Origin of the sequence: Pontixanthobacter aestiaquae (assembly GCF_009827455.1) — a bacterium.
Taxonomy (GTDB): domain Bacteria; phylum Pseudomonadota; class Alphaproteobacteria; order Sphingomonadales; family Sphingomonadaceae; genus Pontixanthobacter; species Pontixanthobacter aestiaquae.
Map to the genome: position 1 here is coordinate 1,230,827 of NZ_WTYZ01000001.1, position 23,622 is coordinate 1,254,448.

General features: G+C 57.0%; 24 protein-coding genes and 1 other RNA gene. 14 read left to right on the top strand and 11 right to left on the bottom strand.

The window, feature by feature from the left end:
- Window positions 1-29 precede the first annotated feature (29 nt).
- The 4 genes from GRI35_RS05755 to GRI35_RS05770 form a co-directional block, all read right to left on the bottom strand.
- Window positions 30-1,007 (bottom strand): cation diffusion facilitator family transporter, encoded by a 978-nt coding sequence (locus GRI35_RS05755; protein ID WP_160613275.1) that lies wholly within the window; start codon window positions 1,005-1,007, stop codon window positions 30-32.
- A gap of 5 nt (window positions 1,008-1,012) precedes the next feature.
- Entirely contained in the window at window positions 1,013-1,681 is a 669-nt protein-coding gene (gene mtgA, locus GRI35_RS05760) for a monofunctional biosynthetic peptidoglycan transglycosylase (protein WP_160613276.1), read from the bottom strand.
- 97 nt (window positions 1,682-1,778) lie between these two features.
- On the bottom strand, window positions 1,779-2,681 hold the full coding sequence (gene rpoH / locus GRI35_RS05765; RefSeq protein WP_160613277.1) for an RNA polymerase sigma factor RpoH: 903 nt from the start codon (window positions 2,679-2,681) through the stop codon (window positions 1,779-1,781).
- Window positions 2,682-2,790: 109 nt separating this feature from the next.
- The gene (locus GRI35_RS05770; protein WP_160613278.1) at window positions 2,791-3,744 is read right to left on the bottom strand and encodes an RluA family pseudouridine synthase; all 954 of its coding nucleotides are present in this window, start codon (window positions 3,742-3,744) and stop codon (window positions 2,791-2,793) included.
- Between the two features lie 16 nt (window positions 3,745-3,760).
- On the opposite strand from GRI35_RS05770, the gene GRI35_RS05775 reads away from it, so the two are divergent.
- The 7 genes from GRI35_RS05775 to GRI35_RS05805 all read left to right on the top strand — a co-directional run bounded on the left by GRI35_RS05775 (window position 3,761) and on the right by GRI35_RS05805 (window position 9,043).
- Window positions 3,761-4,156: a Mov34/MPN/PAD-1 family protein gene (locus GRI35_RS05775; protein ID WP_160613279.1), complete on the top strand. Its 396-nt coding sequence runs from the start codon at window positions 3,761-3,763 to the stop codon at window positions 4,154-4,156.
- A gap of 128 nt (window positions 4,157-4,284) precedes the next feature.
- Complete coding sequence (locus GRI35_RS05780; protein ID WP_160613280.1) at window positions 4,285-4,944, top strand: histidine phosphotransferase family protein; 660 nt, start codon at window positions 4,285-4,287, stop codon at window positions 4,942-4,944.
- A 6-nt stretch (window positions 4,945-4,950) separates the two neighbouring features.
- Entirely contained in the window at window positions 4,951-5,655 is a 705-nt protein-coding gene (locus GRI35_RS05785; protein ID WP_160613281.1) for an N-acetylmuramoyl-L-alanine amidase, read from the top strand.
- Window positions 5,656-5,662: 7 nt separating this feature from the next.
- An RNA gene (gene rnpB, locus GRI35_RS05790) (RNase P RNA component class A) lies at window positions 5,663-6,069 on the top strand.
- Between the two features lie 53 nt (window positions 6,070-6,122).
- Window positions 6,123-6,776, top strand: a complete 654-nt coding sequence (locus tag GRI35_RS05795; RefSeq protein WP_160613282.1) for an aquaporin — start codon at window positions 6,123-6,125, stop codon at window positions 6,774-6,776.
- Window positions 6,776-8,212, top strand: a complete 1,437-nt coding sequence (locus tag GRI35_RS05800; RefSeq protein ID WP_160613283.1) for a flavin-containing monooxygenase — start codon at window positions 6,776-6,778, stop codon at window positions 8,210-8,212. The genes GRI35_RS05795 and GRI35_RS05800 overlap by 1 nt, the downstream gene beginning before the upstream one ends.
- Window positions 8,213-8,251: 39 nt before the next feature.
- Window positions 8,252-9,043: a hypothetical protein gene (locus GRI35_RS05805; protein WP_160613284.1), complete on the top strand. Its 792-nt coding sequence runs from the start codon at window positions 8,252-8,254 to the stop codon at window positions 9,041-9,043.
- Here the strand turns inward: GRI35_RS05805 and GRI35_RS05810 are convergent.
- A complete protein-coding gene (locus GRI35_RS05810; RefSeq protein WP_160613285.1) occupies window positions 9,040-10,350 on the bottom strand; it encodes a UDP-glucose dehydrogenase family protein in 1,311 nt (436 codons plus the stop codon). The genes GRI35_RS05805 and GRI35_RS05810 overlap by 4 nt on opposite strands.
- 13 nt (window positions 10,351-10,363) lie before the next feature.
- Window positions 10,364-11,185, bottom strand: coding sequence for a metallophosphoesterase (locus GRI35_RS05815; protein WP_160613286.1), 822 nt, complete (start codon window positions 11,183-11,185; stop codon window positions 10,364-10,366).
- A gap of 281 nt (window positions 11,186-11,466) precedes the next feature.
- Between GRI35_RS05815 and GRI35_RS05820 the strand changes: the two genes are divergently transcribed.
- On the top strand, window positions 11,467-12,219 hold the full coding sequence (locus GRI35_RS05820; RefSeq protein WP_160613287.1) for a TorF family putative porin: 753 nt from the start codon (window positions 11,467-11,469) through the stop codon (window positions 12,217-12,219).
- Window positions 12,220-12,305: 86 nt separating this feature from the next.
- Here the strand turns inward: GRI35_RS05820 and GRI35_RS05825 are convergent, their stop codons facing one another.
- Window positions 12,306-13,055, bottom strand: a complete 750-nt coding sequence (locus GRI35_RS05825) for an SIMPL domain-containing protein (RefSeq protein ID WP_160613288.1) — start codon at window positions 13,053-13,055, stop codon at window positions 12,306-12,308.
- Between the two features lie 109 nt (window positions 13,056-13,164).
- Here GRI35_RS05825 and GRI35_RS05830 point away from each other — a divergent pair, with 109 nt between their 5' ends.
- The gene (locus GRI35_RS05830; protein ID WP_160613289.1) at window positions 13,165-13,602 is read left to right on the top strand and encodes a VOC family protein; all 438 of its coding nucleotides are present in this window, start codon (window positions 13,165-13,167) and stop codon (window positions 13,600-13,602) included.
- A gap of 6 nt (window positions 13,603-13,608) precedes the next feature.
- On the opposite strand, the gene nhaA is transcribed toward GRI35_RS05830, so the two are convergent.
- Window positions 13,609-14,823 (bottom strand): Na+/H+ antiporter NhaA, encoded by a 1,215-nt coding sequence (gene nhaA, locus GRI35_RS05835; RefSeq protein WP_160613290.1) that lies wholly within the window; start codon window positions 14,821-14,823, stop codon window positions 13,609-13,611.
- A 102-nt stretch (window positions 14,824-14,925) separates the two neighbouring features.
- Here nhaA and GRI35_RS05840 point away from each other — a divergent pair, with 102 nt between their 5' ends.
- From GRI35_RS05840 to GRI35_RS05860, 5 genes are all read left to right on the top strand, one after another.
- The gene (locus GRI35_RS05840) at window positions 14,926-16,323 is read left to right on the top strand and encodes a glycosyl transferase family protein (protein ID WP_235900143.1); all 1,398 of its coding nucleotides are present in this window, start codon (window positions 14,926-14,928) and stop codon (window positions 16,321-16,323) included.
- 263 nt (window positions 16,324-16,586) lie between these two features.
- Complete coding sequence (locus GRI35_RS05845) at window positions 16,587-17,285, top strand: hypothetical protein (RefSeq protein ID WP_160613292.1); 699 nt, start codon at window positions 16,587-16,589, stop codon at window positions 17,283-17,285.
- A gap of 202 nt (window positions 17,286-17,487) precedes the next feature.
- Window positions 17,488-18,402 (top strand): sulfite exporter TauE/SafE family protein, encoded by a 915-nt coding sequence (locus tag GRI35_RS05850; protein ID WP_160613293.1) that lies wholly within the window; start codon window positions 17,488-17,490, stop codon window positions 18,400-18,402.
- Complete coding sequence (locus GRI35_RS05855) at window positions 18,399-19,154, top strand: TIGR02186 family protein (protein WP_160613294.1); 756 nt, start codon at window positions 18,399-18,401, stop codon at window positions 19,152-19,154. The genes GRI35_RS05850 and GRI35_RS05855 overlap by 4 nt, the downstream gene beginning before the upstream one ends.
- Window positions 19,155-19,344: 190 nt before the next feature.
- Window positions 19,345-21,030 (top strand): ATP-binding protein, encoded by a 1,686-nt coding sequence (locus GRI35_RS05860; protein ID WP_160613295.1) that lies wholly within the window; start codon window positions 19,345-19,347, stop codon window positions 21,028-21,030.
- On the opposite strand, the gene GRI35_RS05865 is transcribed toward GRI35_RS05860, so the two are convergent.
- The 3 genes from GRI35_RS05865 to GRI35_RS05875 form a co-directional block, all read right to left on the bottom strand.
- A complete protein-coding gene (locus GRI35_RS05865; protein ID WP_160613296.1) occupies window positions 21,027-21,728 on the bottom strand; it encodes a GDSL-type esterase/lipase family protein in 702 nt (233 codons plus the stop codon). The two genes, GRI35_RS05860 and GRI35_RS05865, sit on opposite strands and share 4 nt — an antisense overlap.
- A complete protein-coding gene (locus GRI35_RS05870; protein ID WP_160613297.1) occupies window positions 21,728-22,462 on the bottom strand; it encodes a 7-carboxy-7-deazaguanine synthase QueE in 735 nt (244 codons plus the stop codon). The genes GRI35_RS05865 and GRI35_RS05870 overlap by 1 nt, the downstream gene beginning before the upstream one ends.
- A gap of 225 nt (window positions 22,463-22,687) precedes the next feature.
- Window positions 22,688-23,503, bottom strand: a complete 816-nt coding sequence (locus GRI35_RS05875) for a M90 family metallopeptidase (RefSeq protein ID WP_160613298.1) — start codon at window positions 23,501-23,503, stop codon at window positions 22,688-22,690.
- Between the last annotated feature and the right edge of the window lie 119 nt (window positions 23,504-23,622).

Here is a 23,622-nt window from a genome sequence, read left to right on the forward strand (position 1 = left end):
GAGTTCTTCGCGGGCGGCGTCGGCGGCGTTCACGTTGCATCAGCTCCAAAACAGGCGGAGCCGTGCTGGGCACATTCGCGCGACTGTTCGATCTGGATGGTCGCGTGATTGATCTGGTGGTGATGGTTCAACTGGCGCGCAATATCGTGAAGAAAAACATCACCGGGATGACCCGCAGGCATCACCAGATGCGCGGTCAGGGCGGTCTCAGTCGTGCTCATCGGCCAGATATGTAGCTCGTGCACTTCATTTACGCCAGCAAGGCCCGAGAGATATGTGCGGACGTCGGCCTCGGAAATACCCTCGGGCACGCCGAGCAGGCCCATCTTTACACTGTCTTTCAATAGGCCCCATGTGCCCCAAGCGATCACCGCGACGATGATTAGGCTTACCGCCGGATCGATCCACAGCGCTCCCGTCCAGATTATCGCCAGACCGGCCAGCACAACGCCCGCAGACACCAGCGCATCGGCGGCCATGTGCAGATAGGCGCCGCGAATATTCAGATCGTCTTTGCTGCCTTTCATAAACAGCAGCGCGGTGAAGGCGTTGATCGCGATGCCGATGCTGGCAACGATCACAACCGTCATTCCCTCGATCGGTTGCGGATCGGTCATCCGGTGCAATGTCTCGTAGAAAATCGCCCCAATGGCAATCAGCAGCAATGCGGCATTGGCCAGCGCGGCAAGGATCGTGGAGCTCTTATAGCCGTAAGTGAAGCGTGTGGTCGGCGCGCGCTTCGCTGCGATGCTCGCACCCCAAGCCACAAGCAGCGCCAGCACATCCGATAGATTATGCCCGGCGTCGGCAACCAGTGCCATTGAACCGGACAGGAAACCGTAGGTCGCCTCGACAATGACAAAGGCTGTGTTGAGGACGATCCCGATGGCAAAGGCGCGGCCGAAGTCGGCGGGCACGTGCGAATGGCCCGCATGTCCGTGGCCGTGCCCATGGTCGTGCCCGTGTTCGATATGATGTGTATGGTTATGTAAGTCTCGGGCGCCCATTGTCGTCAGTCATAGACGCAGGCATCGAGCGCGTCACGCCTTACCACATCAATCCGCGCAGCGATGGTGTTACCATATTTGCGCGTGAAGCCGGTCGGGTTGGTGACAGAGCGCTTTTGCGGCAAGGGCAGGGCTGCGGCCATGCGCGCTGCCTCGCTCTTGGTCAGACGCGCGGCGGAGTGACCGAAGTAACGCTGTGCGCCCGCCTCCGCACCGTAGGTTCCAATCCCTGTCTCGGCGACGTTGAGATAGACCTCCATGATGCGCCGCTTGCCCCAGATATTCTCGATCAGGAAAGTAAACCACGCTTCAAACCCTTTGCGGACATAACCGCCGCCTTGCCACAGGAAGACATTCTTGGCGGTTTGCTGGCTGATTGTGGAGCCGCCGCGGATACGCCCGCCCTGTGCATTACGCTTGATTGCTTTCTCGATAGCTTCGCGGTCGAAACCGTTATGGCTGCAAAACTTGCTGTCCTCACCAGCAATCACGGCACTGACCAGATTGCGATCGATATTGGAAAGCGATTCCCAATCCTTGGTAATCCCGTCGCCATTCATCACCATCGTCGCGGTGACTGGCGGCGGCACAAATTTAAACAGCAGCACAAAGGCAAGGCTGAGGCCTATGAACCACAGTATGATCTTTACGAGGATTTTGAAAAGGCGGGTCATTTACAACAAGCATAGCGTGCAATGCTCGGCCGATAAACAAAAACCCCGCCAACATTGCTGTTGGCGGGGGCTTGGTGATTGCGCCGGTTTTCTGGCGTTACGCTGCCGTCGGCATAAACCGCTCACCAGCAATGGTCTTCATCGCTTTCTGCAGTTTTTCGAACGCCCGCACTTCAATCTGGCGGATGCGTTCGCGGCTGACTTCGTAAACCTGCGATAGCTCCTCGAGCGTTTGCGGGTTTTCGGTCAGGCGGCGTTCGGTCAGAATGTGCTTCTCGCGGTCATTCAGACTTTCCATCGCTTCGCCGAGCATTTCGTGCCGGACTTCCGCTTCTTCAGCGTCAGCCACAGTTTCGTCCTGCAGAGGCGAGTCGTCCACCAGCCAATCTTGCCACTGGCCGCCATCTTCCTCGTCACCGCGCATTTTGGTGTTGAGCGAGCCGTCGCCGCCCATCATCATCCGGCGGTTCATGTTGATGACTTCCTGCTCCGGCACGCCGAGATCGGTTGCGATCTTGGTCACGTCATCGGGATGCAGGTCGCTATCTTCGTAGGCCTCAAGCTCTTTCTTCATCCGGCGAAGGTTGAAGAACAGCTTTTTCTGAGCCGCAGTGGTACCCATTTTCACGAGCGACCAGCTGCGCAGAATAAATTCCTGCATGCTCGCCTTGATCCACCACATTGCGTAGGTAGCAAGGCGGAAGCCGCGCTCGGGTTCGAATTTCTTGACGCCCTGCATCAACCCGACATTGCCCTCTGAAATGAGGTCAGAAACAGGGAGGCCGTAGCCGCGGTAACCCATCGCGATTTTCGCGACAAGGCGAAGGTGACTGGTCACCAATTGTGCGGCTGCTTCGGGATCTTCATGTTCCGCATAACGCTTGGCGAGCATATATTCCTGCTCGGCGGTCAATACGGGGAATTTCTTGATTTCCGACAGATAGCGATTGAGGCTTTGCTCGCCGCCTAATGCCGGGACTTTGGTCGTTACGTTACTCATTTCCCTAACCTTTCTTCGCCAGCCTCTGTTTTCCGGACCTCTAAGAGCATCCGTTATTTCGGGCCGCTTGGTTACATATAGACGCACTTTGCACGATTTGCAGTGCTATTCATCGATCAGAACGTGCGGTTTCGTCGATAAGTTCCCGCATATCGGCCGGAATTTCGGTCTGAAACTCGACAAATTCGCCCGTTATCGGGTGGTCGAAGCCCAAAGACGCCGCGTGCAGCGCCTGCCTGGCAAAGCCCAGTTCCTTCAGAATCGCTCTCAATTTCGCTGGAGTTCGTCCATATGTTGGATCCCCTAATAGCGCATGACCGATTGACCCAAGGTGAACCCGTATCTGGTGTGTCCGCCCCGTTTCCAACCTGCACTCTATCAGGCTGCAATGATTGAGCTTTTCGATGGTTTTGAAATGCGTGACTGCATGTTTTCCGCGTGATGATGTGTCGGGCAGAACTGCCATTTTTTTGCGGTTCTGACCCGACCGGCCAATGCGTGCTTTGATCGTTCCGCTGGCGGGGTTGGGATGCCCGCCGCACACCGCATGATAGCGGCGTTTGATCGAATGGTCTGCTAACTGGGCGGCCAGCCCCTCATGCGCAGCAGTAGATTTTGCTACAACCAGCAAACCAGAAGTATCCTTATCAATCCGGTGCACGATGCCGGGGCGGGCAACTCCGCCGATCCCGGATAACTGCCCTTTACAATGGTGGAGCAAAGCATTGACCAGTGTTCCGTCAGGATTTCCTGCGGCTGGGTGCACGACCATGCCCGCAGGTTTGTTGACGACGATCAGATGCTCATCCTCGAACGCGATCTCTAGCGGGATGTCCTGGGGTTGCGCTTCTGCCTCGGCAGCAGGCGGAACGGTGATGATGAACGTGCTGCCTGACTGAGCCTTGGCGGAAGGATTGATGGCGGGGCTACCGTCCACTGTAACCGCGCCTTCGGCCATCAGCGCTTTGACCCGCTCTCGCGACAGGCCGGATGCTTCGGCTAGCGCTTTGTCTAAGCGGCCGGATGTGGCGACGGTTCCGGTAATGACTTCACTCTCGCTCATGCTAAAGCGATGGTCGATGACGTTGAACATCTCAAGTGATCTTATCGAGGCGCTTCGAAATGAGGCCAACAAAACGCACCCAAACGAATGCTGCGGTATCCTCTTGGGCGCAGCCGGTGAAATCGCCCAAATTCAACCCGCCACAAACGTCCATCCCACACCCGAAACCCATTTCGAGATTGACCCCGCTACCCTCATCGCGGCCTACAAGATCGAACGCGAGGGCGGCCCGAACGTCATCGGCTACTATCATTCTCACCCCAAGGGACTGCCAGAACCTTCCAAAACCGATCAGGCCTCAGCCGCGGGCGATGATAAGGTCTGGGCGATAATAGGGTGCGACAAAATCCGCTTCTGGCGCGATGGTCCCGTGGGCTTCAAACCGCTTTCCTACGAGGTCGTAGAAGACTAATATCACCGTCATGAGCGGCATCTGCTATTCGCGAAAAATACTCGTTTCGACGCAGCGGGTGGCGCTATGGTAAATTTGCCCTAAGACAGTGTTCCATGTGTTCCATCCTGTAGGATTTGCAACCGTAAATGACTGATAATCCGTCTCCCGATCTTGCCGCATTGCTCTGCTCGCGGCTGTGCCATGACTTGCTTAGCCCTGTGGGCGCGATGAGCAATGGTTTGGAATTGCTCGCCGACGAGCATGATCCGGCGATGCGTAAGCAATGCATGGATTTGCTCGAACAAAGCGCAAAGGCCAGCACTGATAAACTCAAATTTTTCCGCTTGGCATTTGGCGCGGCTGGTGGCTTTGGCGAAATGGTGGAGGTGGCTGAACCGAAGGCCGTGATTGATGCGCTGATCGGCGATGCCAAGCGCGTTGAAGCCAATTGGGCGATGGACGCTGCGAAGCTTCCCAAGGACGCGGTGAAGGTGTTGCTGAACCTCGCGCATATCGCTCTCGACGCACTTATTCGCGGCGGCACTTTGGATATTGGTGCGGAAATGACCGGCGGGAATACAGAAATCGTTGTTCGCGCCGCTGGCGACAAGATCGCGTTTGACGAGTCCATCGGGCACGCGCTGCAAGGCGATTTACCTGCCGACGAACTGAGTAGCCGTACAGCGCCGGCCTATATGATTGCACAGCTGGCCAAGAAAGCGGGCGGCGGTTTGCAATATCAGCTGGGCGATGATGCGCTGGTTCTGGGCGCAGTGCTGCCCCAGCCAGAGGGTCTTATTGGGTAAGATAATATGGCAGACGAGCTCGTTCATCACACGCGGTTATCGCCCAATTGTAATGAGCGAAAATTGCCGATTTCGATGGTCGTGTTGCATTATACCGAGATGAAGCCGGTAGAGACCGCGTTGGAGCGGCTCTGCGATCCGGAAGCGAGCGTGAGCGCGCATTATCTGATTTCGGAAGAAGGCGAAGTGACGCTGCTCGTACCCGAGGAAAAGCGCGCTTGGCATGCCGGTGCGTCGTTCTGGCGCGGGACCAAAGATGTTAACTCGGCCAGTATCGGGATCGAACTCGATCATCCGGGACATGGCTTAGGCTATCGCCCGTTCGAAGATGCGCAGATTGAGGCTTTAGTCCCGCTGCTTCACCGGATTGTGCAGACATACGATATCGCCAAAGCCAATGTCGTAGGCCATTCCGATGTTGCCCCCGCGCGCAAGACCGATCCGGGCGAACTTTTCCCATGGGACCGGCTGGCGGATTACGGACTCGCAACCGCTGTTCCAAAGATCCAGCTGGGCAATCCGTTCGACAATGACGGGGCCTTCTTTCTCGCGCTGGAACGCTATGGCTATGACATTACTGACAGCACCAAAGCGGTCGAAGCATTCCAACGCCGCTGGCGCCCGCACAAGATGGATGGGCAAGTGGACGGAGAAATCTGTGCGATCCTGTTCCAGTTGCTGCTTGATCGCGACCGCGGAGCCGCTAGATAGCGAGCTGCCAGGGGGCCGGGCAGCCGCGTTATCTTAGGATACCGAGGAAAGTCCGGGCTCCACGAAACAAGGGTGGCGGGTAACGCCCGCCGGGCTTCAATATCGCAAGATGGCGAGGTCAAGGGACAGTGCCACAGAGAGCAAACCGCCTCTCTTAGAGGTAAGGGTGAAAGGGTGCGGTAAGAGCGCACCGCGTGACCGGCAACGGAAACGGCATGGTAAACCCCACCCGGAGCAAGGCCAAATAGGGGCGGCGCGCTGAGTAATCAGCAGATGCGTTTCGCATCGACCGCCCGGGTTGGCTGCTTGAGCTGCGAAGCAATCCGTAGCCTAGAGGAATGGCTGCCCTTGCGGATCGGGTCCTTCGGGAAACCACCCGCAAGACAGAACCCGGCTTACAGGCTCCCTGGTACTTTCCTACTCCGGCCAACTCTGTCATCGGCAATTGAGTTGTGAAGGGAAAGACAATGAGTCGAAGACTGTTGGCGGAAGCGATTGGCAGCTTCTTCCTTTTCGCCTGTGTAATCGGCTCAGGCATTATGGCCGAGACGCTTGCTGGCGGAAATGTCGCGATTGCTCTGCTTGGTAACACGTTGGCAACCGGCGCGATCTTGTCGGTGCTGATCGCCATGCTGGGGCCAATATCGGGCGCGCATTTCAATCCGGCGGTGACGCTGGCGTTCCGGATACGCGGAGAGATTGCGACCAAGGAAGCGCTCCTGTTTGTCTTAGTCCAATTGGTCGCCGGGATCATCGGCGTGTGGGCGGCTCATGTGATGTTCGACCAGCCGCTGATTCAATATTCGCTCAAGCCGCGCACCGGCACGGGGCAATGGCTGGGCGAGTTTATTGCGACATTCGGATTGGTTCTGACCATTCTGGGGACGATCAGAGTGAACGTTGCGTGGGTGCCCGCCTCTGTGGGCCTCTATATCAGTGCTGCTTATTGGTTCACTTCATCGACCAGCTTTGCCAATCCTGCGATCACGGTCGCGCGCAGCCTCAGCAACACTTTTGCCGGGATTGCTCCGGTTGATGTGGCGGGCTTTGTCGCTGCGCAGTTTGCCGGTGCGATCGCGGCGGTTTGGGTTGCAAAGCTGCTGTATGAGAAATCAGGCTGATGCGTGTCGCGATCATAGGATCTGGCGCTTCGGGGATCGCTGCGGCCTACTACTTAAAACAGGCAAGCATCACCGACTTCACGCTGTTTGAGAAGAGTGACGATCTAGGCGGGACGTGGCGTGATAATCGCTATCCCGGCGTGGCCTGTGATGTTCCCTCGCATCTCTATCGCTTCACCTTTGCGCCTAACGCCGAATGGACACGGCGCTGCTCTCCCGGTGCTGAAATCCAAGGCTATATGCGCGATGTGGCCAAGCAAATCGGCACGTTCCCGAAAATCGCATTCGGCCATGAAGTGATTGAAGCGAAATTCGCCGATGGTGGTTGGGACGTGACCACCAGCAAAGGACCGCAAGGGCGCTTCGATGCGGTCATCTCTGCAAGCGGTGCGCTGCACCATCCTAAAATGCCGGATATCGAAGGGCTCGATAGCTTTGCGGGCGGTTCCTGCCATTCAGCCCGCTGGGATGACAGCGTCGACCTGACCGGCAAGCGGGTTGGTATCATCGGCAGTGGTTCGACCGGTACACAATTGACGTGTGCACTGGCGGAGATTGCCGGAACGCTGACGCTATTCCAGCGCACAGCACAGTGGATTATGCCGCTGCCCAACCATCCGATTGCCGAGGAAAAACGGAAGGAATACCGCGATGATCCGGCCAAGATGGACGGTTATTATCACTACCTCGCCAGCCGGTTTAACGAAGTTTTTGGCGATGCGGTGTCCGGCCACAATCCCGAAGCTTATGACCATATGGTTGAAGCGTGCGAAGAGAATTTGCGCGCCAGCATTGCTGATCCGGACCTGCGCGCAAAACTGACGCCCGATTATAAAGTCGGCTGCAAGCGGCTGGTGCTGTCGGACGGGTTCTACGCGGCAATCCAGCGGCCAAACGCGACGCTGGAGACAGGAGCAATCAGCAAGATTGAACCCCAAGGCGTGCGGATGGAGGACGGCACACTGCACGAACTCGACTACCTGATCTACGCCACCGGGTTTCATGCCCACAGTCTCTGCCATCCGATGCATATTGCCGGGCGCGATGGCCGCGTGCTGGCGGACGAATGGGCCGACGGGAACTATGCCTACCGTTCGGTTGCAGTTCCGGGTTTTCCCAACTGGTTTATGATCGGCGGGCCAAACAGTCCGATAGGCAATTTCTCCTACCTGATGACAGCCGAGCTTCAGGCAAAATATGTCGTATCGCTGATCGAGCACGCGAGTTCGGGTGTCACCGTTGAGCCGAAAGCGGCTGTGACTGAGGCCTATAATGCTGAACTGCGTGAGGCGATGAATGGCACAATCTGGGTATCGGGCTGTGACAGCTGGTACTTCGACAAGCAGGGTAGGGTAGCCTCGTATCCGTGGCAGTTCAGCCGTTTTGCCGAGGAGATGCAGGCGCCGGACTTCGCTGATTTCCTTATCGGATCCTAATTTCGCGGAACCGACGCCTTTGCAGTCGGTTCCGACCCTATGCAAACATCAGCACCAACTACGCGAAGCACCCTCCAGATTCTCGCCATTGTCCTTGCCGTCATTTGGCAGATTGGAGCTACCTTCCTGCCTAATTTCGGCTTGGGCGAGCCAATCGGTCAACGTTCCGATGCAATCAGAACGCTTGTGGTTCCCTCTGGATGGGCATTTGCGATTTGGGGGCCGCTGTTCCTAGGTTGCGCTATTTACGCGGTGTGGCAAGCGCTGCCAGGCCAGCGTGACAATCCATTGGTGGCCAGCATCGGTTGGTATACTGCGGGTGCAACGGCAGCGAATGGATTGTGGGCGACCTACACCCAGTTTTACAATCTGACTTTCATTTCGGCGCTCATTATCTTGTTCTCCTTGGTCTGCCTGCTTGCAACATTGCGGGCTCTGGTGGCTTGGGAAAAGCCGTTCACGAAAGGCGAACGATGGATCACCGCGCTGACCTTTAGTGCGTTGGCGGCGTGGTTGACTGTCGCATCGACCGTGAACATCACGGCTGCGCTTAAATATCACGGTGTCGGTGCAGGTAGTTCCTACCCGATGCTCGCAGCTGCAATAGTTCTCGTGGCCGGCCTGATCGGCTCGGCGGCAGCGACAGGAGCGCGCGGCAACCCTTGGTACTCGGTGGTGATTTTGTGGGCAATGCTGGCGATCTACTTCAAAGGCGGCCAGGAGCATTTCGCTATTGCCGTTGCAACCGGCCTATCGACGCTGATGGTCGCGTTTAGCTGTCTTAGAAAGTTAAGCGGCCGCTCTGACCGCCAGCACTGGCTAGGGTTCTAAGCCCGGCCGATACTGGAATATTCAAAGCCCGCTGCGCGAACATCATCCGGCTGATAGATATTGCGCAGGTCAATCAGGACTGGTGCGTTGGCGAGTTCTTTTACACGGCCAAGGTCGAGTGCACGGAAAGCGTCCCATTCGGTCACAATGGCAATCGCATCCGCACCTTCGATAGCGGCATAGGGGCTCTCCTTCATTGCGACTTCAGGCATTAGCGGGGCCGCCACTTCCATCCCTTCCGGATCATAGGCAGCTACGCTCACGCCTGCATCATGCAGTGTCTGGGCAATGGCAATCGCGGGGCTGTCGCGCATATCGTCTGTATTCGGTTTGAATGTCAGGCCAAGCAGCGCGACACTCTTGCCGCGAGCTTCATCCGGACCGCCCAGCGCATCAACGACCTTGCGGCCCATGGCGCGTTTGCGTGTCTCATTGGTTTTGACCACAGCTTCGACGATGCGAACGGGGCTTTCGTAATCCTCTGCGGTTTTGAGAAGCGCCAGCGTATCTTTGGGGAAGCATGATCCGCCATAGCCCGGGCCAGCGTTGAGGAATTTCGGCCCAATCCGCCCATCGCTGCCGATTCCGCGGCTGACATCCTGCACGTTTGCACCCACTTTCTCGCACAGATCAGCCATTTCATTGATGAAAGTGATTTTGGTCGCGAGGAATGCATTGGCGGCGTATTTGATTAGCTCGGCGCTGCGGCGGCTAGTGAACAGGATCGGCGATTCGTTAAGGAAGAGCGGGCGATAGACTTCGCGCATAATCTCGCGGCCAAACTCGCTTTCGGCACCGATCACTATCCGGTCGGGGCGTTTAAAATCGCCAATAGCCGCGCCTTCTCGCAGGAACTCCGGATTGGAGACGACTGCGACCTGATGCGATGTGCCGCTGTCGCCGAGGATCCGCTCGACTTCGTCTCCAGTCCCTACAGGCACAGTGGATTTGGTCACAACAACCGCATCATTTGCCAGGTTTGCGCCGACTTCCTCCGCAACGGCATAGACGAAGGAGAGATCGGCATGGCCATCGCCCCGGCGGCTCGGCGTGCCGACCGCAATGAAAATCGCTGAAGCGCCATCAATCCCTTCGGCCAGATCGGTGGTGAAAGACAGTCGGCCCGCTTTGACATTTGCGCCAACGAGTTCGGCTAGACCCGGCTCGTAAATGGGCATCACGCCTTCGTGCAGGCGGTCGATCTTCGTCTGATCCTTGTCGATGCAGACCACGTCATGCCCGAAATCGGCGAAACATGCGCCCGAGACGAGGCCGACATAGCCCGATCCGACCATTGCGATTTTCATGGCTGTTTATCCTTCATGTTCGGCCTTCATCCTGCGCTTGCAAATGGACGATCTTGGCGCCGCCTTTTTTCTTCTTTGCGACCGCCTGCATATAGCGCCTTGTGTCGCCTTCTAGGACCAGCGCGGTCAATGTGCCAAATTTGTAGGCACCGGTATCGATACCGATGCGGTTCTTCCGTTCTTCAATCTCTTCAGTGATAGTGTGCCCGTGGACCACGATGTGTGAATGCCGATCCTTATGATCGAGGAATTTGTCCCGAATCCAGCGCAATTCCCGCGGCTTCTGCTCATCGAGTGAGCGGTTTGGATTGATCCCTGCATGGACGAACACATAGTCGCCAATGATGATCATATCTTCAAACCGCTTGAGGAACTTGCGATCGCTCTTGGGGACCTTCTTCTTTATTAGCTTCTGCAGCTCTTCGGTCGAAGAATTGTTGAACTCCTTTTCGCTCACGCCGTAGCTCAAGATTGTTTCGCGGCCGCCATGCTTCAGGAAATGGCGCATGACTTCCAGATCATCGAATGAATCGAGGAACATCTCTTCGTGATTACCGAAAAGGTAACGGATATCGCGATATTCTTCCCAGAGCTGCGCCAATTGAATGACGCCAGCGCTTTGCGGGCCGCGATCAACTAGATCGCCAAGCAGGATGATGGTTGTATTGGCTGCGCCAGATTGCTTGTCATCCTCCTCTATCGCACGCACCAAAGCCTCGAACAGGTCTAGGCGGCCATGAATGTCGCCAATGACATAGAGTCGTTCACCATCGGGCACGCGGGCGCGCTTCTTTTTGGCCTTGCCGTTAAAGATTTTGAGGATCGGTTTTAACATCGGGCCTTAGGGCGGTGGTGTAAGCGTCTCGAATAGTGTTGCGGGACATAGGGATAGAAAGGGCAGGCCGCAATCGGTGTAATTTCCTCTACCGGCGGCCGATCTGATGCAAAAAGTCCACACAAATACCCGCTTTGTCCGGACTCAGTTTAATTCTCTTGTGCGGCGCAGCATTTCACGGCAAGTTTGTTTCAGATTTACACGAGATCGCACATCAAAAAGAGGCGGCCGGTAAATTGCAGGTGGGACGTAGCACTGTTCACCAACCAAGGAATTTGGCTATGCTTACGTCCATTCGCGGTCTTACCGCCGCAACTCTTGCAGCGTTTGCTGCACTTTCTGCCGCTCCTGCCCTCGCGCAGGATGAGGAAGAAGAATCCGGCCCAATCGAAGTTACGGCCAATGTCGCCATGACGAGCGAATACCGTTTCCGCGGCGTCGATCTGTCTGGTGGCGAGCTCGCCATCCAAGGCGGTGTCGATGTTGCACACGAATCGGGTTTTTACATCGGTACTTGGGCTTCATCGCTTGACGAGACCACTGTTGGTTTCGGCAGCACCGAGCTCGACATCTATGGCGGCTGGAGCGGTGATGTCACCGAAGGTGTTTCGATCGATGTCGGCGCTATTCAGTACATTTACCCAGACGCTGGTCCGGGCGATTTCGACTACACCGAATTTTACGGCTCGGTCGGTTTCGGATTCGGTCCAGCTGAAGCGACTGTCGGCGTTGCCTATGCGCCGAAGCAGGACTCGCTCGGCGGAACCGACAATACCTATGTCTACGCCGATCTGGGTGTTGGCCTTCCGGGCACGCCCGTCTCGCTGACCGGCCACGTTGGTTACACGGACGGCTTCCTGACATTCACCAATGATAGCAAGGCGTTTGACTGGTCGATTGGTGCCGAAGCGGCGGTTCCTGGCACACCATTGTCGCTCGGGATTGCATATACTGGGGCTGAGGGAGACATCCCAGTAGGCGCATATGACTTTGTCGATGACGCGGTAGTCTTCACACTCAGCGCCAGCTTCTAAGGATCTGCCGAAGCCGCTACGGCTGAGTAAGTTAGAGCCCGCGCTTGCAAGGGGGGAGGCGCGGGCTCTTTCTATGTGATTCTGGCCTAGTCGAGGGAGAAATCGACCGTCGTGACCACACGAACCTTCTTATAAGGCGTGTCGCTAACGCCCCAGCCGCCCGACTCGCCATCGCGCGCATTGATTGAGAAGTAGCCTTGCGTGGCTTTGCGGATCGATCCGACATCGGCGCCGCTATCTTTCGCGAATTGTTCCGCAGCTGCGCGCGCGTCTTTGGTCGCTTCGGCCACCATTTCCGGCTTGATTTCATCCAATCCGGTGAAAGTGTAAGACATTCCGGAGCCGTCCTCCAGCACGACGCCGCGCCTGACCAATTCAACTTGGCGTTTCACTGCATCCTGCGCGCGTTCAATGTCCTTTGTGCGCAGCGTCATCCGTTGACGAACGGTATAGCGCCCGACGCCGCGATCCGAATAATAAGACACATTGACACCTGTTGGCTGCAACGCGTCCTCCGGAAAGCCGATATCCTTGAAGAATGCTTTGATCGATTGGCTGTCGGTATCGACCGCCGATTGGGCGGCCTGAAGATCGCCCGCAGTAGCAGAATATGAGATGGTCCAAGTTGCGAGGTCGGCCAGTACTTCCCGCTCGTCCAGGCCGCGCACGGTTACCGAGCGATCAGCATCTTTGGCGCGGACCAAGCCGTCACCCAGCAGAAAACCGCCAGCGATCAGTCCGATCGAGACTATCGCAGAGCTGATCAGCCAACGGCGCGTCGTCTGTTCGCCCCAGAAAGAGGTAGCTTCGTGTACTTGTTCGCTAGTATCGGTCATGACAGTCCTTCCCATTGGGCCTTTCGGCAGAGAGTTTTAGTTATGCGGCTCACCTGCCAAACTGTCGATGAACTGTGCTTGAATAGCGGCGAATGGAGTTTGTAATACGATGACCAAATATCTGCACAGCATGATCCGAGTCTCCGATCCGGATGCAACCGTCGACTTTTTCAAGCTGATTGGACTGGAGGAAGTGCGCCGCTTCGATGTCGAGACAGGGCGTTTCACGCTGATCTTTCTCGCTGCTCCCGGGCAAGAGGGCGTCGCCGAGGTCGAACTGACTTATAATTGGCCTGCGGACGAAGGCAGCGTGCCCGAGCAATATGATGGTGGTCGCAATTTTGGCCACCTCGCCTACCGCGTCGAAAATATTTATGAGACTTGCCAGCGGCTGATGGATGCAGGGGTGACGATCAACCGCCCACCGCGCGACGGACATATGGCTTTCGTCCGCTCACCCGATGGTATTTCCATCGAGCTGCTTCAGGAGGGCAATTTGCCGCCGCAAGAACCTTGGGCGAGCATGGAGAACACCGGCAACTGGTAAGCTCTGTCAGACCGGGTCGGGTTCGGCTGACCGGTCATTGGGATGAGTCGTCGTCATCCGCAGGATGACGTAGCCCATGACCGCAGATATTACCGAGCCAGCCAGAATACCGATCTTCGCTTCGTCAATCAGCATTCTGTAGTTCGGGAACGCAAGCTCGCCGATAAACAGCGACATGGTGAAGCCGATTCCGCACAGGATCGATACGCCCCATATCTCTGCCCAACTTGCGCCCTTTGGTGGTTTCGCAAAGCCAATCTTAGCGGCAACGAAGATCGTGGTGAAGATACCGACCTGCTTGCCAACAACCAAACCGGCAGCGACAGCCAGCGGGAGCGGGGCGAGAATACCCTCCATGCCAATCCCGCTGAGATTGACGCCTGCATTGGCGAAGCCGAAAATCGGAACAATCGCATAGGCGCTCCACGGAGCCAGCCCGTGCTCCAGCTTTTCGAGCAAGCTGTTGCCATCTTTGCGGTGCATCGGAATGGTCAGTGCCGCGACCACGCCAGCGATTGTCGCATGCACACCGGAATTGAGGACACAGAACCACAGCACCAGCGCGACGAGAATATAGGGCAAGATCCGGCTCACGTGCAGTCTGTTCATCAGCATCATCACGCCGAGAACGACCAGCGATGCGACGACCCACATTAGCTTGATATTGGCGGTGTAGAACACTGCGATCACCATCACCGCGCCGATATCATCGACGATCGCCACCGTGAGCAGGAACAGCCTCAGGGAAGCGGGAACGCGGTTGCCGAGCAGACCCAGAACACCCATCGCAAAGGCAATGTCAGTTGCAGCCGGGATTGCCCAACCGCGTGTCAGCTGCGGATCGCCGCCAGCTATGAAAATATAGATACCTGCAGGAACGAGCATGCCTGCAACTGCTGCAAGCATTGGCAGTCGGCGCTGTTCAGGCGTGGCGAGCTGCCCGCAGATGATTTCCCGTTTCACTTCCAGCCCGACGACGAAGAAGAAGATCGCCATCAGACCATCGTTGATCCAATAATGCAGCGTGTTGAGCTTTTCGATTGGCGTCCATGCCAATTTGCCGTTGAACAGCGCGTTATACTCGCCCGCCAAATCGGAGTTCGCAGCTAGCATCGCAGCCGCCGCGACCAGAATAAGAAGTACGCCTGCCGAGGCATCGCCAACAAACAGCGCGCGCACAGGAGCAAAGACGGAGCGAAGAGGTAATCTGTTATTGGCCATGGATAGTGCCCCATATTGCCAATGTATTGTCCGTTGCAAGCGCTGCCTGCGTCCGATACGCTGTTTTGTGATGGGGACCTCACTTTTGTAGGGGTCGGGGGATTGCTAGAATACAGCGCTTGGGAATGGCTGGTGCTGGTCCAACACGAACTGCTGCTGTTTGCAGGCGTGTTTTTCCTCATCGGTGCAATTGACGAAATGGGTATCGACTTTGCGTGGCTTTGGTTGCGGCTGACGCGTCAGATTTCCACGCCCCGTCTGTCTGAGCACGCTGACCTTACGCCCGAATTGAACGGGATCGCGGCGGTGTTTATTCCCGCTTGGCAAGAGTCGGCAGTGGTCGGAACAACAATCGCGCATGCTCTGTCGGTCTGGTCTCAATCTCGATTGCGGATCTATGTAGGCTGCTACCGCAACGATCCCCAAACGATGGAAGCTGTTACCAGCGTTGCCGGAGGCGATCCGCGGGTCAGACTGGTCATTCATGACGAAGACGGGCCGAGCACCAAGGCAGATTGCCTGAACCGGCTATACGATGCTTTATGCGATGATGAAGCGCGCAGCGGTGACAATGCGCAGATGGTTATCCTGCATGATGCTGAGGATATGGTCGATCCCGCAGCGTTGATGATCATAGATCAGGCAATGGACGAAGCGGAACTTGTGCAATTGCCGGTGCTCCCGATCGCGGTGGCGCGTTCGCGCTGGATATCCGGACATTATCAGGAAGAGTTTGCCGAGGCACATGGCAAAGCCATGGTGGTGCGCGATGCATTGCGGGCAGGTATGCCGCTTGCCGGTGTCGGGTGTGCCATTGCGCGCGGCATGCTGGAGCAATTGGCAGAGACCAAGCCCAGCGGCCAGCCTTTCGCATCTGAGTGTCTGACTGAGGACTACGAGCTGGGCATAGGCGCGGCAGAGCTAGGTGCGCGGGCGCGCTTCATCCGGATCCGTCATCATGATGGCCGCTTAGTGGCCACGCGCGCCTGTTTCCCGGCAAAACTCGATCAAGCGGTCCGTCAGAAGACACGCTGGGTCCACGGGATCGCTTTTCAAGGATGGGACACGCTGGGATGGTCAGCGCGTCCGGTAGAGCTGTGGATGCGGCTGCGTGATCGGCGGGGTCCGTTACTCGCTCTCGTTCTAGCGGCGGCCTATCTGTTGTTGGTCCTGTCAACGATTGGTTGGCTGCTAAGCGAACTCGGATATGGGACAACGCTTGCGCTATCTCCGGCACTGAAGATTATTTTGCTGTGTAATCTCGGCAGCTTCTTATGGCGCGCAATTTGGCGATTTGCCTTTACCGCCCGTGAATATGATTGGCGGGAGGGAGCAAGGGCAGTGCTGCGCATTCCGGTGGCCAATATCATAGCCATTATGGCCGGGCGCAGAGCCTTCTCTGCATATCTGGGAACATTGGCTGGCCAATTGCCGCGCTGGGACAAAACCGAGCATTCGGCGCATCCAGCGATGATGCATCAGAAAAGCAAACCTGTATGACTGGTTCTGGAAACGCTCAGAAGAACCGCCGCCGAGGGCAGCCGATTGTAGTATTTACCGCAATCATTCTGCTTTGGGCAGGTGGGCGGACGGTGATGTGGCAATCGCCATTCCCAGGGATTCTGCCAACAGTGCAACTACCGGCGGTCTTTGCTGAATCCGTGGCGACCATACCTGCTAGGGAAGCGGATGCGTCAAATCCGGCTCTGGCTGATAAGCTTGGGACCATTTCATACGCTCGAACGATTTCAAAGCGCGAAGCTTTGATCGTTTCGCTCCCGACAGCAGAGACTGCCCGCAACTACGGACAGCCAATTACGCTCGCTTCGCACCAAGCCTTATGGATGACAGCGCTTGCTCATGTGCCAGTTCCCGAACCCGTTGCAGAACTGTTAAACACACATGTCACTCCGCGCACGGCTATACCGATGGCGCCTTCCCAGACGATTGGCGAATCTACCGTCAATCATTGGTCGTTGGATGCGTGGTTGTTTTGGCGTCCGAGCGGGGCACAAGGACCGACGGCTGGACCCTTGCCCGCATCCTTTGGCGGGAGCCAGGCTGGCGCAGTTTTGCGGTATCGGTTTGCTCCAAACAGCAGGCACAGCCCCAACGCCTATGCCCGGGCAACGAATGCATTGTCTGGTGGTAAAGAAACCGATCTGGCGTTCGGTCTGTCGGCGCTTATGCTGCCAAAGCTGCCAATCTCGGTTCATGCGGAGATACGGGCCAGTCGAACCACAGACCGGACCGAAATTCGTCCAGCCGCCTTTGTGGTGACCGAAATTCCGCCACTGAAGACTCCGCTCGGCACGCAGGTCTCAACCTATGGTCAGGCAGGGTACGTCGGCGGCGAATTCGCCACGTCGTTTGTTGATGGTCATGTCAAGCTGGACCGTGAGCTTGCCGATTTCGACTTGGCTAAACTCCGCATCGGCGCGGGTACATGGGGCGGCGCATAGAAAGGCGCATCAAGACTGGACGTCGGCCCAACCGCAAGCGTCGATATCACAATCGGAGATGCCCCAGCGCGGGTTTCGATGGACTACCGCCACCGCGTGGCTGGTGATGCTGTGCCACAGTCCGGGCTTGCAATCACACTTTCGACCGGTTTCTAGCGCGTCTCGCCTTTAATCCGCTGCGCGCGTCGGGTAGAGCGAGCCTATGGACCTTTACCTTCCCATTGCGAACCTTTCGGTGAACGGGCTGGTAATTGTCGGCTTGGGACTGCTGACCGGCGTATTGTCTGGCCTGTTTGGCGTTGGTGGCGGGTTCCTCACCACGCCGCTGCTCATTTTCTACGGCGTGCCGCCTACAGTAGCCGCGGCATCGGCATCGACGCAGGTGACCGGGGCAAGCGTTTCCGGGGTTCTGGCGCATAACAAGAACAAGGGAGTCGATTACAAGCTGGGCGGCGTGACAGTCGTCGGTGGGGTGTTCGGGGCCGGGATTGGCGCTTTACTGTTTCGCTTTCTGGAATCGGTTGGCCAGATCGATGTGGTAATTAACGTTCTTTACGTTGTGATGCTGGGCACGATCGGCTCACTGATGGCAAAGGAGGCGTATCAGGCCATTCGCCCATCCGCAGTCAAAGCTGTGAGGAAGGCACCGAAGCGCAGGCACCATCCGTTTGTAACCGCTTTGCCTCTACGGTGGCGGTTCTATCGCTCGGGCCTCTATATCTCTCCGCTTGCGCCGCTGATCCTTGGTGTTTTTGTCGGTATTCTAACGATGCTCATGGGCGTTGGCGGCGGCTTCATCATGGTTCCGGCCATGCTGTACATACTCGGGATGAGCGCGGGCGTTGTGGTTGGTACTTCGCTGTTCAACATCCTGTTCGTCACTATGGCGACTACGATGATGCATGCGCTGACCACCCAGGCGGTTGATATCGTTCTGGCCGCATTTCTGCTGATCGGATCAGTCACAGGAGCACAGATGGGCACGCAGATTGCGCAAAAGGTCAAACCCGAATGGCTCCGCTTGGTATTGGCCGCCATCGTATTGGCGGTGGCGCTGAGGATGTTTCTCGGTCTGACTTACGATCCGCCAGAAATCTACTCGGTGACTGCGCTATGAGGCGGATACTGTTCATCATCATGTGCCTCTTCGCTCTTTCGGCGCAGCGCGATCCTATTCTGGTGCCCGAAGTTTCGCAACACGAAGTACAGGTACGACAGGGTTTTACGGGAACCGAGCTGTTGCTGTTTGGAGCGATCCTCGATCCCGGTGGGACGAGGGCCGGGGAAGACTATCATATCGTTGTGGTCCTGAAAGGACCGACACAGCCGATCCAACTGCGGGAGAAAGAACGGATTGCGGGTATTTGGATGAATGCGGACAGCACCGCGTTCCGTTCTGCGCCGTCTTTTTTTGCCGTTTCGTCCTCATCGCCAATCCCGGATATCGTCGATGAGCGTACGGCGGCAATTTACGAGCTTGGTCTTGATTTCATCCAGCTATCACCCAGCGGGACTATCGAGCCGGAGGAACAGGCGCGCTTCACAGCCGGATTGGTCGATCTAAGGCAGCGGCAAGGTCTCTACAAGGAAGGTAGCGGAGGCGTGACGATCAGCGAGCAGGTGCTTTATCAGGCGCGTATTTCTCTCCCGTCGAATGTGCAGATTGGAACCTACACCGCAGAAACATTTGCCATTGCCAATGGCCGAGTCATCGCATCGGCAATTTCCGAAGTTGAAGTGAAGAAAGTGGGGTTCGAACGATTGGTGGAAGAGTTTTCGCAGGATTGGTCCTTTTTGTACGGGCTTCTCGCAATTGCATTCTCCGTTTTCATGGGTTGGATGGCAGGCCGCCTGTTTGCCCTGATCTAGGCCACAGATCGCTGCGCAATCGGCAAAGTTGACGCGAAATTAACCTGTTTCGGGCTAGCGCTTTCCTAACAAAAATCAGGAAACGGGCGCTGACATGGGCGATATGGCAAATCAGAATTTTGGACGGCCACAAGACGGCCCGGCTCGGGTTGAGCAAAGCAAACCTGTCGCAGCGCCAGCATCTCGGCCCATGCCCGCTCCACAAGCGTCACAGAGCGCACCGTCTCCTGCGGGGGCAGCGCCGCAAAAGGCACCCGCCGAAGCGCCGACCGACAATGCCAGCATGCCCATCGGCGTTGTGCTCGAAATTGCTGGTTCCGGTTCGCAGATTGCGCTCGATCTCGAACGGCTCAACCAATGCATGGCCGATGACGACCCATCAATTGCGCTGGCCGGGCAAGTGGGAAGCCAAATTAAAATCCGCGTCGGCAATAGCTGGCTGTTGGCCAATGTCCGCAACCAAAAACAGGATCGCCGCGCCGGCGGCGGTGTGCTTGCCAACATCGACTTCCTCGGTGAAGGCCAGGAAGAAAGACTAACCGGCCGCATTCATGCGTTCCGCCGCGGTGTTACGCGCTATCCCGTGCCAGGTGCGATGATCTATCCTGCGACGACTGCCGACCTTAAACAGATTTATGCCAGCGATGGCCGCGCCAATATCCAGATCGGTACTGTGTATCCCACCAAAGACATCCGCGCCGGCCTGTATATCGACGCAATGCTGGGCAAGCACTTCGCGCTGCTCGGATCGACCGGTACCGGTAAATCGACCAGCGCGGCGCTGATCTTGCACCGCATTTGCGAGGCCGCGCCCGACGGCCATATTGTGATGATCGATCCGCACGGCGAGTATTCGGCAGCGTTCAAAACCAATGGTCAAATCCTCGATGTGACCAATCTCAACATGCCCTATTGGCTGCTCAATTTCGAAGAGCATTGCGAAGTCCTGCTGACATCGAATGGCAATGAACGCCAAGTCGATATGGACATTCTGGCGCGTTGCCTTCTCAGAGCCCGCTCCAAAAACCGTCTTGCTGAAAACCTCGGCAAGATTACCGTAGATTCGCCAATACCGTATCTGTTGTCGGACCTTTCCAACGAGCTCCAGAACGAAATGGGCAAGCTGGACAAGGCCACCTCCTCTGCGCCGTTTATGCGGATCAAGAACAAGCTCGAAGAATTGAAGGCTGATCCGCGATATCAGTTCATGTTCTCCGGAATGTTGGTCGGTGACACGATGGCCGAATTTATCGGCAAGGTGTTCCGGATGCCCGGTGAAGGTAAGCCGATCTCGATCATCGATGTCTCGGGCGTTCCTTCGGATATTACGTCGACCGTGGTTGCGGTTCTCAGCCGGCTTGTGTTCGACTTTGCGATTTGGGGCCGCGATGAAAAAACGCGCCCGATCCTGCTCGTGTGTGAGGAGGCGCACCGCTACGTTCCCAACGAGGCCAATGCTGATGGTTCGTCGGTCGGTTCGATCCTCAGCCGGATTGCGAAAGAGGGGCGCAAGTATGGAATTTCCCTCGGCCTGATTACCCAGCGCCCTTCCGATTTGGCAGAGGGCGTTTTGTCGCAATGCGGTACGATTATCTCTATGCGTCTCAACAACGACCGTGACCAAGCCTTTGTGAAGGCGGCAATGCCCGAAGGTGCGCGCGGCTTCCTCGATTCCATTCCAGCGCTCCGCAACCGCGAGTGCATCATTTGCGGAGAGGGTGTCGCGATTCCGATCCGGGTGAGCTTCGACAATCTCGAGGAAGTCAAACGGCCGGCATCGGAAGATCCCAGCTTTGTCGAATTGTGGACCGGCAGCGGCGGCGAGGAAGAGGCGGTGTACCGCACCGTTCAACGCTGGCGTGCACAAGGCGTCTAACTCTCCTGATCGGGCAGCAGCGGCTTGATCGCTTCAGCCAGCGCCACATATCCCGCCCGATTAAGATGGACGCCGTCTCCGCGATCATAATGCGGTGCCAAGCTGCCATCTGGAGCCGCGAGCAGCGGGACAATATCCAGAAACTGGCAGCGCAGATCCGCTTCGCATAGCGGGCGGTAGCCAGCGTTTAGCGCGGCAATATCGGCTTGTTTATCCGCGCGGGTCGTAGGTGCCTGCGCAAGCGTGATGATCGGAACATTGGCGGGCAATCGTTCAAGCAGCTTCGGGAAATCGGCGACAATTTCCTCCGGTTCCCGGTGCACCGTATCGTTGAACCCGACCCACACGATAATCACCGATGCATTGGCGAGATTGGGATAATCGAGCACGCGTTCGGCGGTGTTGCGAATGGTGTCGCCACCCGCTGCATATTTCAGCACTGGACGGCCCAGTAAAGACGGGTCCATGGCTTCAAAGTGACTGGCGCCCAGCAAAGCCACGGCGCCTGTGCCGGAGTGCTTGTCCTGCCACACAATATGCCGGTGGCGCTGCGTGACATAGGCAGTTGGCTCGCTTGGCGGCAGGTCCAGCCGCCAGCCCTGATAGGGCAGCAGATGCGGCGCAAAAAATGCCAGTACCGCGATGATGTGCAGCGCGATGATATACGCTACGCCGCCAAGCATGAGCGCCCTGCGCATCAGGTCCCCCGCGTGTCGCCGAACAGGTGGATATGCAGACGGTCTGACATCCTGAAACCGTGTTCGAGGCAGCTGCGTGTGAGCCACTTCTCGCGTGCGCGCAACGTCTCGCTGTCGGTGCCTTCGGGCATCAGGAACACGCGCTTCTTCGGCAGCGCATGCGCGCGCACCAGTTCTGCGACCTCGGCCACATCACTCTCGCTGGCCACGACGAATTTGAAAAAAGCCCGCTCGTCGAGCGAATAACTGCGCAGGCGTTCGGGTATCAGCGCAAGCTCAGCAGCATTGCCGCTATGCGCCAGTTTCGGGCTGACATTATATTGGTCGATCCGGATATCGAGCCGTGGCGGGGCAGTAGTCGTGCCGTTGGTTTCCACCTCCACGGTCATATCGGGCAGCAGTTCGAGCAGTTCCGCCAGCGGTCCGGCCTGCATCAATGGTTCGCCGCCAGTGATGATCAGGCGGTTCTGGCCCAGCGCATTGATCCGTTCCGCAACTTCAGCCACATCCAGCGTGATCTGGTTCGCTTTGCGGTCAAATGTCTCGCCATCGCGGTGTGTGCGGTCATCTCCATCGAAATGCCAAGTATAGGCTGTGTCACACCAGATGCAGGCAAGGTTGCAGCGCGATAGGCGTATAAAGGTGCAGGGCGAACCTGCGCTCGGCCCTTCCCCTTGCACCGAGGCGAAAATCTCCGGCTCACCGGGCGCTTGGGTGGCAAGAACTAACGGCATGATGAGCTCTGAAAAGCGGACAAAGGTGACACCGTGTCACCTTCGCATCGCGTCAATGAAGCTTTATATATCAGTACTTTACATGCATTCATGCACGCCGGACGGACAGGAACACAGAGCCTTTTCTGCAACTTCTCATACCAAATCATATCCAAGCCTTGCCATGTTTTGACCGGGTAGGAAAATCAATCCTCTCAGGTGTCCGTATGCTATGCACCGGGGCGTTCAAGCCCATTCCGCAGGATTGAGCGCTAGCAGCTCGGCCAGTTGGGCATAGAGAGCGGGTTCTTCACGCCGGAGCGCCTGCGGTCGTTCGAAGAAAGTGACAATCGATTCAGCGAAGAATTCTTCGTGGTTGGTCGCGCCATAGGGGTCGATCAGGGTGTGTTCCCCGCGCTCCAGCCGTTCCACATGATCGTGATAGGCATCCAGCATGGCGCTCTCCCAGCCCGCATAGGCCTGCCCTTTGCGCAATATGGGAACGCCATCGGTGTGACCCGAAAGACCATCGAGCTGGTGCGCAAATTCGTGGATCACCACATTATGCCCGTCCTCCGCGTCGAGCCCGCCGTGAAGGGCGTGGTCCCACGACAGGATGACAGGCCCGCGCGCCCAGCTTTCGCCAAGAGTCGCGTGATTGTTCTCGTGAATGAAATGCCCGTCAGGCGTACCGCGATGCGTCAGGAAGGCCGAAGGGTAAATCAGTATATTCCTGAGCGTATCGTACCAAACGGGGCTGTTGACGATCAGGAGGCAGGCCTGCGCTGCAATGGAGAGCCGCATGTCATCGCTAACCTCAAGACCATTCTGGCCCCTGAACGTGATCTGGTCGAGGAACAGGTTGATCTTCCCCTCCAGCGCGATCCGCAAGGGCTGGGGCAGTCTGCGTACCAGCGGCACTAACCTCTCGACGACTGCACGCTGCTCAGGCGAAAGCGGTTTCGCCAAAAGCGCTTTACGATTCCGCAGGCGCGCAAAGTAGCGGTACAGCAAAAACGCTGCAATGAGCATAGTGGCAACAAGAATGGGCCAAAGCGACATCTAACACAGGTAAGGTCGCGTTCATGATTTTGTAGGGTGTAAGGTGAGGTGCGGCAGAGCAACGATATCGACTGTGCCATCTCAACCAAGAAAGCGAAGTGAAAAGCAATTGTCCTGTT